The following is a 13,850-nucleotide window of genomic DNA, read 5'->3' on the forward strand; positions in this document are numbered from 1 at the left end:
TGGTTGATTTTTATTTTAATACCGCTTGCATATGCGTACGCCTTTCTACTGTTAAAGCCGTATCACCAAAAAGCTTGGGAACAAGCTTTAAAAATTTCTTTATATTCTGACTAAGTGACTGGTTATATCTATAATTAAGATAAGTACACCATGTATTTACATAGAGCTTTGAAAATTTGAGCTTGGTTAAAATCCCTTTCAAAAAATTAACCGCCAGTATCCTGTCTAAATGCAGTGCAACCTCAACGGCCTGCCTATAAGCTAAGCGCGCAAATTCAATCTTTTGCAAATCGCTATCTAACGGTAAAAGACTGAAGTATTTTTCAATCAGATACATCCGGGCCTTAAGGCTTTGCGGCGTGTACCCTTTTACACTAATGGCATTATCACTGCTATGCAACCGGTAAAATGAATCGACTGCGTTATTAGCCGACTTCATGTAGCGGTATTTTCCACCTATTAGTGATTTTAAGTGAATATCCCAATCTTGCCAGCTAAATACGGCTTCGTCCCAGCCACCCAAGTCAACTAAGGTATCTTTTTTCCATAACACGCCCGAAGTATGCCAAGGCATATCCTGACGCAGAAAACGGATTAAGTCATCATCCTCTGTATTCAGGTAGTTCCAAATCACCGCCCTGTCAAAAGGCTTTTTGTCCATTACCCCAGTGGCAAAACAATAAAAATCTAAATCGGGGTGCTGTTCAACAAATGCTATCCGGTTCAGCAGGCAATTGTCGGCCAGCAAATCGTCAGAATCTAAAAATACAACAAACTCTCCGGTTGCTTTGTCGATACCTGTATTGCGGGCGCCTTGTGCGCCCTTGGTTCTTTGGTTCAAGAAATACTTGAACCGCTTATCAGTATTGCTATATTGTTCTACTATTCCGGCTGTATCATCGGTAGAATGATCGTCAGCTATGACACATTCCCAGTCGGTATACAACTGCTGCCGAACCGAGTTCAGGGTCTCACCAATCAAATCGGCCCGGTTGTATGTAGGTACTATTATTGTAACTTTTGGCATAGTGTCTAATTCAAAAAGCAAGCTATCTGTTAGTATAGCTGTTTGGCAATGTTATCAATGAGCTTCTGTAAACATCCAGCGTTAAGTTGCTGATATAATCCCATGAACATTGGTTAGCAGCATATAAATAATTAGCCTGCGGCAAGCTACCACCCGACAACTCAGCCCCTTTCTCGATGGCGTCCACCACAGTACTTAAATCTTCACTGTTAAATGTAGGATTGCCTGTAGCTTTCAATATCTCTCCAACATTTCCAGACGCTGGGCCTACCACAACTTTTCCATATGAAAAACCCAAGTATAAATTTCCTGAATTTAGAATCTGGCTTGTTCTGGGTATCATTAATATATCGGTAGCGTTAATGTAATGCACTAATTCCTCATCAGACACCCGCCGGTCACCCAGTTTGTGTCCAAAATAGCCTGACTTATTATATACCTTTTGCCATTCCCACCATAAGCGAGCTAAAGGCTTACGTTTAATTGATGGTCTGGACTTACTTTCCCATCTTGGGACAACCAAAAATTTTTTATCAATTTTTAGCCGTTTGTATGCTTGCAGAATCAACTCTTTTTCATTCGCATTTCGAATATGCCCGAATGCCGTGATTACAAAAGCGTCAGGCCGGATAGATAACGTTTTGCGCGACTCTGCTTTAGTATAAGTTACCTGCGAAATATAGTTACCATGCGGTATAACTACATGTTGCACTTTATCCAAAAAAGGCTGATTGCTATAACGTTTCAAAAATTCTTTGACACTGTATTTGGCAAAATGCAACACATAATCACAACAAGAGTAAACAAGTGTATAAAGCTCTTCGCCCAATTTAAAATTTTCACCGTGCGGCACAATGTTATGCCGGGTAATGACCAGCCTTGCACCAGCATCTTTCCAATGTTGTAGCTGGGCAGCGAGTTTATTCAGCGTATCTTGATCGGGACTCACCCACCCTGTTAAAGCTTCAGGCCAATGTAAATGTATAACATCATACCGAGCATCTTTACGCCAAAAATCATCAACAGAACAGGTTGCGTCGCATTTGCGCTGTAAGGCTTCAAAGTAATCATCAATATATGAATTACCCATGTGAAGTGTTGCTACAAATAAGACCTTCATACCCAAACTTTGTTAACTATATTGTTTAGCTAATGCGTTCACTTCGTCCGACAACTTATTTATAACTTCTTCCATCACAAAATCGGCAGACAGTTGGTAGAGTTGTTGCTTACGATGCTGATTTGCAACAAAGTCGGTTAACGATTTATTGTAAAATACTTCATTCAGTTTTCTCAGCACTTTATTATTTACTTTATTTGGTAAATAAGCCTCTAACATGTTTGACGGGTCTACCTTTACCGAGTTCATCCAATCGGCCCATTTAAGCTCCGATACATAGCGCGACTCATAACCGTGCAAGCCGTACACAAACCGAGCCCATGGCACGCGGCATATATCAGCTACAATGGCACCGTGCATAGCGCCACATATAACAAATTCAGAAGCGGCTATTTCGTCAATTACCTGTTGCAACGGCTCAACCGGACTAATAATGTGTATGTTGTTATCAGTAAAAGCAGATAACAGTGCTTTATTATTTAAGTGCCTGAAATAAGGCACAAACGAATATTTGTATTTTTTGGCAGCTTTACCCGGATTGAACAGATTTTCAGAAAGCAATGGCAGGCAATAAGCACCATCAGTTATGTACTTACATTGCAGGGCACGTGCGGAAATAGGTCCGCGTACAAAACGAATATCCCAGTTTTGTGTCGGGTAATCGGCCTGAATGCCGCGTACGCCTGTACCAAATATTATAGCTTTCTCTTCAGCCGGAATCCGGTTATCCAAAATTGAACCTATACCATAGAAGTTAATGTCATCATTTCGCGAAAATAAATTAGGGAACAGGCTCTCGAATATGTAAGGATTAAGGTCGTCTCCAAAATTTGGTATCTCACCCTGAAAATAATGTAACTTCATATTATAGATAGTGTTGGCTGATATATTTTGAACAATACATCATGTAATCCTTTTCCGCCAAGCTTTTCAATTCATTCATCTTACCCTTAAACAAAACTGAGGTAATCCGTTTATGAATTTTTGAATACATCTTGGTAAAAGGCGGAAACTGATAATACTTTTTATTTGGACCTGTATAGTGTGTAATGCCTGCATTGCCCACTACCTCAGTTGTACTGTTCCAGTTTCTGCTTAAAACGGTTAATTGCTCAAGCGGCGTAAAGTATTGAATAACATGTCCGTTTTCATAAGGTGCTTGATTAGCTTTTTCAATAGTCGTATAAAACTCATTAATCACCTGTTGAAAAGCATTCACCATAGCCGGTGTGTTTTTTGAAAATATGACACCCGCATTAATGCGGCCTGAATGCCCCTGGCTTAAAAACACTTCACCTTTATTATCTATTAAAGTAGATAAACTTGGTGTATCATCTCCAATCAAGCAGTCAGCGTCCAGGAAAAAAACATTGTCGTAACCTTTCTTAAACAGTTCTAAAAAAAGTGGAACCTTTAACCACGAACATACAGCTGGCCGGTTCACCCATAGTGGCTTTGTAAATAGAAAATAATCGCAGTTGTTTTTATTTGCATACTTCTTATGGCTATCAATACATTTACTGTAGCGATAAGCGTATCCATTTAAAGCTATCGAAAAAACTGCATTTTTCATTTACTGACTTATTTAATTTAGCTGATAGTAAATTGATGATCGATTAGAACGCTTACGTGGCTGGCTGCCGGCAATTTGCCGTTGCTAAAGAACAGGCCATTCTCAATATCTAAAGAAAATGCATTTTCTACCCAATCGCTGATTTCGTTATTTACTCTTGAGTATAGGGTTGCAGTATAAATACCTTCAACAACAGGTAAATGCGGAATGGTAAGTTCAACATAGTTCATTCCGCGTTTCAATTTTGAGTAATCGAAATTGTCAGAATATTCACTGCTGAAGTTGGCTACACGGCGCTCATAGCTATCCATTAGGCTTAATGCCACATGGAAATGCATAATAGGATCTTCTGTGGTTATGTTGATGCCCAAAATCACCTTACAGGTTTTGCCTACTATAAAAGTGTTTATCGTATCATTTTGGTCATTTACTAGGCTATAGTCATGGAACAGTGCTTTACCATTGCCTTTTCTGTCAGTACGGGCACTTATTTGTTCCTGTTCACGGGTTTTATTGCTGGACAAATATTGCGGTATAATGCTTTCTATTTTACCCATTGACACCACTTTGCCATACTGCATCATAATGCCTTGATTGCATAATGCTTGAACGGATGACATATTATGACTCACAAACAAAACCGTTCTGCCTTCACCTTTACTTACATCACCCATTTTGCCTATACACTTCTTTTGAAACTCGGCATCACCTACTGCTAAAACTTCATCTACCACTAAAATTTCCGATTCTAAGTGTGCGGCTACCGCAAATGCCAAACGTACATACATACCGCTCGAATAGCGTTTTACGGGCGTGTCGATGTAACGCTCTACCCCAGCAAAATCTACAATGGCATCAAAGTGCTTTTTAATTTCGAACTTACGCATACCCAAAATGGCACCGTTCAAAAATATATTTTCCCGACCAGTAAGCTCAGGGTGAAAACCGGTTCCTACTTCCAGCAAACTGGCTACTCTACCTTTAATTTTAACTGAACCGGTAGTAGGTGTGGTTACCCGGCTTAAAACTTTAAGTAAAGTACTTTTACCTGCACCATTACGGCCAATTATACCTACCGCATCGCCTTGGTTAACTTCAAAATCAATATCTTTTAAACTCCACACAATATCGCTGGACCCTTTACTGGTACGGTCATTGGTTTCGCCTATTTTTAAATACGGGTCTTCTTTACCGCGCATTAAAGCAATGCGCCGCTGAATATCACGACTAAGCGTGCCTGTACTAAATTCGCCTAATTGGTAGGCTTTGCTCAAATTTTCTGCTTTTATGGCAACGTAGCTCATCTTATCCTAATTAAACGGTATCTACAAAGTTTTTCTCTACACGGTTAAATACAACCAGTCCTAACATGAATATCACCAAGCTGGCAACAACACTGTAGGCAAATGCCCCTGCATAAAACTGCCCTGTACCCAAAAAGCCATAACGCACGGTTTCAACTAACCCACTCAACGGGTTTAACGAAATAAGGTTACGATACTTAACCGGAGCTGCCGACAATGGGTAGATTACCGGTGTAGCATACATCAACAGCTGTACACCAAAAGTAATTAAGAACACCAAATCACGGTATTTTGTAGTCATAGCAGTAATAATCAGCCCTAATCCCAATCCTAAGAATGCCATCAGAATAATCACTACCGGCAGAAGTAAAACGAAGAGGTTAGGGTGAACATTTACATTAGGTTGAAACAGATAATACGTAAGGAATAATAAAAATAAAACCAACTGAACCGAAAACCGAACCAAGTTAGAAAACACGATGCTTAAAGGCATAATAAGGCGTGGAAAATAAACCTTGCCAAAAATGCTAGCATTGTCTCTAAATACAGTAGAAGTTTTATTCAAACAATCAGCAAAGTAGTTCCAGGCAAGCGTACCAGACATATAAAATAATGGCCCTGGTGCACCGCTGGTGCTAATACCTGCTAATCTTCCAAAAATGACAGTAAAGATTATGGTTGTAAAAATAGGTTGTATAAAAATCCAAAGCGGACCAAAGATGGTTTGCTTGTAAAATGAGACAAAATCCCGACGTACCAGAAGCCATAGTAAGTCGCGATAGTTCCAAACATCCTTTAAATGCAGATTAAATACGCTGTCTTGCGGTTTAAGCTCTATATCCCAATCTTGAGTTGTGTTTGCGCTCATTTGTGAATTAATAAATTATTAAGGTTGTTACTTTTATGTTTTTAAAGTTGATGTGATCTATATTGATTCTTCCGCATTCCAGATTAACAGATTGCGATTGTTCGTTAAAAATTCGGGCAGTTCGGCTACGGAGATAATTTGCAGATTTACTTTGCGTTTGATGATGCTTTTTGCCTTTTCAATTAAGCCTTGTATATAGTTTTCATTTAGCTTGTCGCCAACCAGCAGTAAATCAATAAATTCACTATCGATACCACGGGCAAAATCTCCAATAATGTAAGCTGAATGCAGATCGCCGATGCGTCTTAATACTTTTTCGATAATCTCGTCGATACCTACAAATTTGATGAGCAGGTTATGAATATCGTTAAAGATGGAACTCTTTTTGTTCGCCTGATAAATCTTCTTGTTTCCTTCGGTAGCGGATACCAACAGGCCGGCTTCTTCAAAGCGGTTAAGCTCAATGCGTATAGCGTTACTTGATTCACCAAACTCACTTTCTAAACCACGGAGGTATGATTTAGTGCTACCATTCAAAAAAAACTTGAGTAGCAACTTTAAACGGGTTTTTGATGTGATTAATGTATCAAGCATGCAGATTGTATTCTGTTAGTCAATATAAATATTGAGTAACAAAACTACTCACTTCTTCTCATACTTCAAAGCTTATTTTCAATAATCACAATTATATATGTGAAATATTGAGAAAATTAATAACGCAATAACATTTTATTTAAGAAAAATAAACTTACTAATATCTAAGCTTTAGTTTTTTAATAACATTTATAATAAACCACAAAGGTGCTTTTAGCAGCAGCTGTAAGTAATTATTTCCTCTTACAAACGAAAGAAGCGTAAACTGAGCCCCTAATCCTAATAGCAAAAGCACTAAGCCAACTAACCACAATGGCGTGCTACCTACCTTTTGCCATTGTTCCAATTGAATAATAATATAGGAGAAACCAAATAACAGAAACAGCAAGATATAAGATGCAACGGGCGAAAGACGCAGGTAGTAATAAATCAGAATCGCAATTAAAAACGAAGCCCAGTTGATGAAACCGTTATACCGGCCCAAAAATTGCAAGTGCGGAAACGGTATGGCCCACACAAACGCTATTAGGCCAAACAGCATAACGGGAATAGAAGCATAAACCAACCATTTGTTAGTTACCTGCTGATACACGTTTTCATAACTTTCAAAGTATTGGTCCACTAATCTTTCGGGCGCTTTAGGTTCTGTTTTCTTCTTCATAACAGTAATTAAAAAAGCGGCAAGGTGTGCCTTGCCGCTTTTACGGAATATCAATAATTATATAAATTGATTACTTGGCAAATGCTACCGAACGGGTTTCGCGGATAACGGTAACTTTAATTTGGCCCGGATAGGTCATTTCCGTTTGAATACGGTTAGATATATCGGCAGCCAGAATTTCCGCCTGTGCATCAGTTACTTTTTCACTTTCTACTACCACGCGCAATTCACGACCAGCCTGAATAGCAAAAGTTTTTTCAACACCCGGATATGAAAGTGCTAGCTCTTCCAGCTCTTTTAATCGCTTAATATAACTTTCAACCACCTCCCGGCGTGCACCAGGGCGGGCACCGGAGATAGCATCACAAGCCTGGATAATTGGTGATATCATGGAAGTCATCTCAATCTCATCGTGGTGAGCGCCAATGGCGTTGCACACTTCAGGATGCTCCTTATATTTTTCGGCCAGTTGCATACCCAAAATAGCGTGCGGCAGTTCTGGGTTATCATCAGGCACTTTACCAATATCGTGCAGTAAGCCGGCACGTTTGGCCAGTTTCACGTTTAAGCCCAACTCAGCCGCCATAGTAGCGCAGAAGTTGGCTACTTCGCGTGAGTGCTGTAACAGGTTTTGGCCGTATGATGAACGGTAACGCATACGCCCTACCATCCTGATCAGCTCGGGATGCAGACCGTGAATACCTAAGTCGATTACGGTACGCTCACCTATCTCTACAATTTCTTCTTCAATTTGCTTACGGGTTTTGGCAACCACCTCTTCAATACGGGCCGGGTGAATACGACCATCAGTTACCAGGCGGTGCATAGCCAAACGGGCAATCTCGCGGCGTACCGGGTCAAAGCCTGATAGGATGATCGCCTCAGGTGTATCGTCTACAATAATCTCGATACCGGTTGCGGCTTCCAACGCGCGGATGTTACGACCTTCGCGACCAATAATGCGGCCTTTAATTTCATCATTCTCGATATTGAAGATAGATACGGTATTTTCGATAGCGCTTTCGGTAGCGGTACGTTGTATGGTTTGGATAACCACTTTTTTGGCTTCTTTAGTAGCGGTAAGCTTAGCCTCGTCCACAATGTCTTTAATTTGCATCATGGCTTTTGTGCGGGCTTCTTCGCGCAGGGTATCTACCAATTGGTTTTTAGCTTCTTCGGCTGTTAAACCGGCTATGGCTTCCAACTGCTGTACGTGCTGTTGCTTTAAGTGTTCTACCTCTTCCTGTTTTTTAAGCATCAATTCGGTTTGCTTTTCCAGGTTTTTGCGGGTATTATCCAGCTCGCTTTCTTTACGGTTTGCGTTTTCCAGTTTCGAATTAAGCGATTGCTCTTTTTGCTTTATTGAATTTTCACGCTGACTGATTGCATTATTTTTAGCGTTTACTTCTTGCTCGTGTTCAGCTTTTAATTGCAAAAATCTTTCTTTAGCTTCTAGTTGCTTGTTCTTCTTCAGAATCTCGGCATTGTTTTCCGCATCTTTAAGTATCTTTTTCGCTTTGTTTTGTGCTGCTATGTCCCGCTCTTTGAATAGTTTATTGAGCAGGTAACGCCCGACAGCGAAACCGATTATGGCTCCGACCAACAGGCCGATTATCACTTCCAGTATGTTCATAATTAGTGTATATATATAAAAAAAACCGCAACTAAATTTCAAGTATCATCATACTAAAAGCAGTTGCTTGTAAGTTATTGTTAGTATTAGGGGTCTAATATACACAAACCTGTGTATAGTGCACACACTGTTATAACACCTTACCTGCAAAGCTTTCGGCTTTTCAGTGAAACTCAAAAATTTAACTGCGGCTAAATTTCAATTGCTCTGTATTTTTAAAGAACGTTTATTGCTTTGAAAAAAAATCGTTCAGCAGATGATCTAACTGATAAACCTTTTCGGCCACAGTAGTATCTTCTACCGTTACCTTACGTTCTGCTTTTAATGATGCAGTTGCATAATGCAACACGCACATCGACAGCAAATCCTGTTTATCTTTTACCGCATAGTTTTCCTGAAACTCCTTAATACGGTCGTTAATTAACTTGGCTGCCCTTCTTATTAATTCTTCTTCTTCCATGCTTACCTTTAAGGGGTAAACACGGTCAGCAATATTTATTTTTATGGAGATTTCTCCCATTTGAGCTAGTTCACTTTATTGTATTACTTTTTAAGTAACACGATACATTTATCAATTTCCCGCACAAATTCGTTAATTTTTTGCTTGATGTCAAGGCTTTTTTCATTTGTGTCGGCAAACGACTTGGCTAACTTCAATACCCGAATTTTCTCTTCCAGGTCAGTAGTTTTACCTTTACTTACCTCCAGCGCCGTGTTTAATGATTGATTTTCAAGCTTCAACAGGTCGTTTTCTTCCTGCAACGCATTACAGAGTTCTATCAATCGCTCTGTTTTTTCTACTACAAAATTTAATTGCTCGGTTACTGAAGGCATCGTTTGTTAGTTCGAATTTCGAATGTTCAATTTCGAATTTATTTGTGTTAGATAAGTTTCGGATTTCGAATGTTTAGTTTCAAAATCCGAAATCACCTCTATTTCCGGATTTCTGCACCGGCTTCTTTGCCAAAATTATAGATTAATTTTTGCATAATGGCATCAATGGCTTTGTCGGTAAGCGTTTTTTCTTCATCCTGTAATACAAAGCTCAAAGCATATGATTTTTTACCGGCAGGCAGCTTATCACCCTGATACACGTCAAACACGTTTACTTCTTTCAGCAGTTTACGCTCGGTTTTTTGGGCGATCTGTTTTAACTGACCAAAGCTTACAGCAGTGTCTACCAGCATTGACAAGTCGCGACGTACGGCCGGGAACTTAGATATTTCCTGGCTCACAATTTTGTTTTTACGTACTAGGTTCAGAATGTTATCGAAATCAAAATCAGCATAAAACACTTCTTTCTCCACTCCGGTGTTTTTCAAAGCATCGGCATGTACTGCACCAAATTTCACTAATGATTTGGAACCTCTGAAATTGTATTGTAAACCGTAAGCCAGTTCAGTACTGATTACTTCATCTGTAGTAAAGTCTTTGATATTTAAACGCTGCAGCAAACCATCTACAATAGCTTTTAAGTTATAAAAAGATACAGATGTGGTTTTCTGGTTCCACTGTTCAGACTGATTGGCGCCAGTAACGAATAAAGCCACATGCTGATCTTCTATATACTTGCCACCCTCATGCAAATAAGTTTTTCCAAACTCATAAAATTTCAAATCGGCAGCGCGGCGGTTCTGGTTGTGGGCAATAGCCTCTAATCCAGAATACAGCATGGTTTGGCGCATTATGTCCAAATCACTGCTTAACGGGTTTAAAATTTTAACTGCATTATCCAAACTGCCTGAATAAGAAGAGCTCGTTAATGAATTTGACAAAATTTCATTAAAGCCGTTACCTGTTAACAGTTCGGAAATAGCGTTTTGTACGGTATCCTTTTCTGGCCTAACCGATGTATTTAACGATGCACGGATTTGGGTAGGAATCTCAATATTGTTGTAACCATAAATACGCAGCACCTCTTCAATTACATCTACCTCGCGGGTTACATCCACGCGGTAAGGTGGCACACGTAGCGATAAGCCTTCGGCTGTTTCAGCAACCACTTCTATGTCCAGCGCCTGGATGATCGATTTAATGGTATCATGACCCAATGCTTTTCCAATCAAACGGTTAACATTGCGGTAAGAAACCTCTACATTAAATGGTTCAACCGGTTGAGGATAGATGTCTGATATCTCGGAAGAAATTACACCACCGGCCAATTCCCGAATGAGTAACGCTGCACGTTTAAGTGCATATACCGTAATATTAGGATCAATACCACGCTCGAAACGGAAGGAGGCGTCAGTTTTTAAGCCATGACGTTTGGATGTTTTACGTACGGATACCGGGTTAAAATAAGCACTTTCCAAAAACACGGTTGTAGTGGTTTCTTTTACGCCCGACGTTGCACCGCCAAACACACCGGCTATACACATCGGCTCGTCGGCGTTACCAATCATTAAATCATCAACTGAAAGCTTGCGTTCTACTTCATCCAGCGTTATAAACGGTGTACCTTCAGCATACGTTTTCACCAGCACCTGGTTACCTTTTATGGCATCAGCATCAAAAGCATGCAATGGCTGGCCCAGTTCGTGCAGTACATAATTAGTAACATCCACAATGTTATTAATGGCCCGTACACCAATTACCGCCAAACGCTCTTTTAACCATTGCGGCGAATCTTGCACCTTTATACCCGATATAGTTAAACTGGCATAACGCGGACAAGCAGCCTGCGCTTCTATTGATACCTGAATAATGCGGCTTTGGTTATCCACAGTGAAAGCTGATACATCCGGTTTGTTAATAGCAATTTGCAAATAGGCAGCAATATCACGTGCTGTACCTAGGTGTGATGCCGCATCGGCGCGATTAGGGGTTAAACCTATTTCGAACAGATAGTCGTCATTCAGCTTAAAATATTCTTTAGCCGGAACACCTATTTGTGCATCAATATCTAGTTCCATGATACCGGCGTGCGATTCGCCCAAACCAACTTCATCTTCCGAGCAGATCATCCCTTCGGATACCTCGCCCCTAATTTTGGATTTATTGATTTTGAAGGGCTCGCCATGAGTAGGGTGAACAGTGGTGCCCACTACGGCTACCACTACTTTTTGGCCCGCAGCTACGTTGGGCGCACCGCAAACAATTTGCAAATCTTCAGAACCACCTACATCTACTTTGGTTACACGCAGGCGGTCGGCATTAGGGTGTTGCTGAGCGTCTTTCACATAGCCGATTACCAGGCCTTCCAATCCGCCGGGAATAGCCTGTACTTTTTCCAAACTTTCCACCTCCAGGCCAATGCCGGTTAATATATGCGATAATTCTTCAGGCGTTTTATCAGTTGTAATAAACTCCTTCAGCCAATTGTAAGAAATCTTCATTTGTACAGTATAATCGGTCAAAGATAAAAATTTTTTATAGCCGCAACGGCTTACTCATATCGTCATTGCATAATCATTTAAAATTAACATGTCTCAAAAATGAGAAACAATGCCTATAATTGCGACATGGAACCCACACAACAAAAAATTGTTGAGGCAGCAATATTTGTTTTTAACGATGACCTATCGGCAACATTAGAAACAGTTGCCGATAGAGCCGGCGTAACCCGCAGAACATTGCACCGGTATTTTAAAGACCGGACTGATTTAATGATCAGTTGCCAGTCGGTAATGCAAAAAAGTTGTAAAGAGGCGATGGCAAAAGCCATTAATAGTAGTCAGGATCCGTTAAAGCAGTTGGAGTTAACGCTATACGCCAGCATTGATTGCGGCAGTAAATACTCATTTTTAAACAAACTGCACCAGCGGCCCGAACACCACCACGCCCACGAGAATAAAGACTGTGCGGAATACGATAACATTACCCAGCAATGGTACGGTATAATTGAAAAACTGCAATACCAGCAAATCATTACTCATACTTTAACCAATACCTGGATATTTTTCCTTTTTACGGGTATGGTTAATACAGCTATTGCCGCCTTAAACTCGGGCAACGTAGCACCCAACGATATTAAAAGGTTTGCGTGGCTATCCTTTAGCCGTAGCATAGGCATTGAGCAAACTGCAGAAAGCAACGGGCATTAAACAACAACAACTTTGTAAAACCTTAAACATATAAATATGAAAACCGATTTCGATGTGATTATTGTGGGCGGCAGCAACGCAGGTTTATCTGCAGGCATGAGCTTGGGCCGCAGTTTAAGAGACGTACTGATTATAGACAGCGGCAAACCTTGCAACCGGCAAACACCAGCATCGCATAACTTTATTACGCATGACGGCTGGCGGCCAGCCGAAATTCTGGAAGCAGCCCGGCATGAAGTACTGGCCTATCCTACTGTGTCGTTTTTAGAAAGCCGGGTAAATAAAGCGAGTGGCAGCAATAATGATTTTAATGTAACCCTTGATGACCAGCGACAATTTAAAGCCAAAAAGCTACTATTTGCCACCGGCATAAAAGATTTAATGCCTGCTATAGACGGCTTTGCAGAGTGTTGGGGTATATCGGCCATACACTGCCCTTACTGCCATGGATACGAATACCGGGGCCAAACAACCGGTGTTTTGATGAATGGCGACAACGCAGCAGATTATATAAAACTTATTAGTAACTGGACTAAGGATTTAACTTTATTTACCAACGGCCAAGCCACTATAACAACCGAGCTCAAAGAAAAAATATGGAGTCGGAACATAAATATTGTTGAAAAAGAAATAGAAGGCCTTATACATGAGCATGGACACATTACTCATATTACATTTAAAGACGGAAGCAATCAACCGCTAACCGCTTTATATCACCGCCCGGCTTTCGAACAGCATTGCAGCATTCCAGAACATTTAGGCTGTGCCCTAACCGAACAAGGTTTTATACAGGTAAACGAGTTAAAGAAAACAACGGTTGCCGGTGTATATGCCGCAGGCGATAATTCAACGCCGATGCGATCGGTAGCCAGCGCTGTAGCGGCAGGCAATTTTACTGGTGCCATGATTAACCATGAGATGATTAGTGAAGCCGAATGGGCTGCTTAAATAAAGTCCTCGTTATTAACCTTCGGCCGACAAAAATCACAGATAAAACGTTCCATCATACCTAAATAAGTAAGATGGA

14 protein-coding genes are annotated in these 13,850 nt (G+C 40.5%); 2 read left to right on the top strand and 12 right to left on the bottom strand.

The genetic code is table 11. The features are described 5' to 3' along the window. Positions 1 to 10: 10 nt before the first annotated feature. The 12 genes from GPM24_RS01340 to pheT all read right to left on the bottom strand — a co-directional run bounded on the left by GPM24_RS01340 (position 11) and on the right by pheT (position 12,115). On the bottom strand, positions 11 to 1,027 hold the full coding sequence (locus tag GPM24_RS01340) for a glycosyltransferase family 2 protein (protein WP_158824942.1): 1,017 nt from the start codon (positions 1,025 to 1,027) through the stop codon (positions 11 to 13). A 22-nt stretch (positions 1,028 to 1,049) separates the two neighbouring features. Next, entirely contained in the window at positions 1,050 to 2,147 is a 1,098-nt protein-coding gene (locus GPM24_RS01345) for a glycosyltransferase family protein (protein ID WP_158824943.1), read from the bottom strand. 12 nt (positions 2,148 to 2,159) lie between these two features. After that, the gene (locus GPM24_RS01350) at positions 2,160 to 3,011 is read right to left on the bottom strand and encodes a polysaccharide pyruvyl transferase family protein (RefSeq protein WP_158824944.1); all 852 of its coding nucleotides are present in this window, start codon (positions 3,009 to 3,011) and stop codon (positions 2,160 to 2,162) included. A gap of 1 nt (position 3,012) precedes the next feature. After that, complete coding sequence (locus tag GPM24_RS01355) at positions 3,013 to 3,720, bottom strand: hypothetical protein (RefSeq protein WP_158824945.1); 708 nt, start codon at positions 3,718 to 3,720, stop codon at positions 3,013 to 3,015. Positions 3,721 to 3,737: 17 nt separating this feature from the next. Continuing rightward, complete coding sequence (locus GPM24_RS01360; protein WP_158824946.1) at positions 3,738 to 5,024, bottom strand: ABC transporter ATP-binding protein; 1,287 nt, start codon at positions 5,022 to 5,024, stop codon at positions 3,738 to 3,740. A gap of 10 nt (positions 5,025 to 5,034) precedes the next feature. Continuing rightward, a complete protein-coding gene (locus GPM24_RS01365) occupies positions 5,035 to 5,892 on the bottom strand; it encodes an ABC transporter permease (RefSeq protein ID WP_158824947.1) in 858 nt (285 codons plus the stop codon). Between the two features lie 57 nt (positions 5,893 to 5,949). Next, the gene (locus tag GPM24_RS01370) at positions 5,950 to 6,486 is read right to left on the bottom strand and encodes an ArsR family transcriptional regulator (protein ID WP_158824948.1); all 537 of its coding nucleotides are present in this window, start codon (positions 6,484 to 6,486) and stop codon (positions 5,950 to 5,952) included. 157 nt (positions 6,487 to 6,643) lie between these two features. Next, on the bottom strand, positions 6,644 to 7,147 hold the full coding sequence (locus tag GPM24_RS01375; protein WP_158824949.1) for a DUF962 domain-containing protein: 504 nt from the start codon (positions 7,145 to 7,147) through the stop codon (positions 6,644 to 6,646). A 70-nt stretch (positions 7,148 to 7,217) separates the two neighbouring features. Next, positions 7,218 to 8,780: a ribonuclease Y gene (gene rny / locus GPM24_RS01380; RefSeq protein WP_158824950.1), complete on the bottom strand. Its 1,563-nt coding sequence runs from the start codon at positions 8,778 to 8,780 to the stop codon at positions 7,218 to 7,220. Positions 8,781 to 9,006: 226 nt separating this feature from the next. Continuing rightward, the gene (locus GPM24_RS01385; RefSeq protein ID WP_158824951.1) at positions 9,007 to 9,300 is read right to left on the bottom strand and encodes a cell division protein ZapA; all 294 of its coding nucleotides are present in this window, start codon (positions 9,298 to 9,300) and stop codon (positions 9,007 to 9,009) included. 23 nt (positions 9,301 to 9,323) lie between these two features. Beyond that, positions 9,324 to 9,614, bottom strand: a complete 291-nt coding sequence (locus GPM24_RS01390) for a hypothetical protein (RefSeq protein ID WP_158824952.1) — start codon at positions 9,612 to 9,614, stop codon at positions 9,324 to 9,326. Positions 9,615 to 9,712: 98 nt separating this feature from the next. Further along, on the bottom strand, positions 9,713 to 12,115 hold the full coding sequence (pheT, locus tag GPM24_RS01395; protein WP_158824953.1) for a phenylalanine--tRNA ligase subunit beta: 2,403 nt from the start codon (positions 12,113 to 12,115) through the stop codon (positions 9,713 to 9,715). Positions 12,116 to 12,241: 126 nt separating this feature from the next. Between pheT and GPM24_RS01400 the strand changes: the two genes are divergently transcribed. Further along, positions 12,242 to 12,823, top strand: a complete 582-nt coding sequence (locus tag GPM24_RS01400; protein WP_233268702.1) for a TetR/AcrR family transcriptional regulator — start codon at positions 12,242 to 12,244, stop codon at positions 12,821 to 12,823. A gap of 36 nt (positions 12,824 to 12,859) precedes the next feature. Beyond that, complete coding sequence (locus GPM24_RS01405) at positions 12,860 to 13,771, top strand: NAD(P)/FAD-dependent oxidoreductase (protein WP_158824955.1); 912 nt, start codon at positions 12,860 to 12,862, stop codon at positions 13,769 to 13,771. Positions 13,772 to 13,850 lie beyond the last annotated feature (79 nt).

It is taken from the genome of Mucilaginibacter lacusdianchii, assembly GCF_009770985.1.
Classification (GTDB): Bacteria; Bacteroidota; Bacteroidia; order Sphingobacteriales; family Sphingobacteriaceae; genus Mucilaginibacter; species Mucilaginibacter lacusdianchii.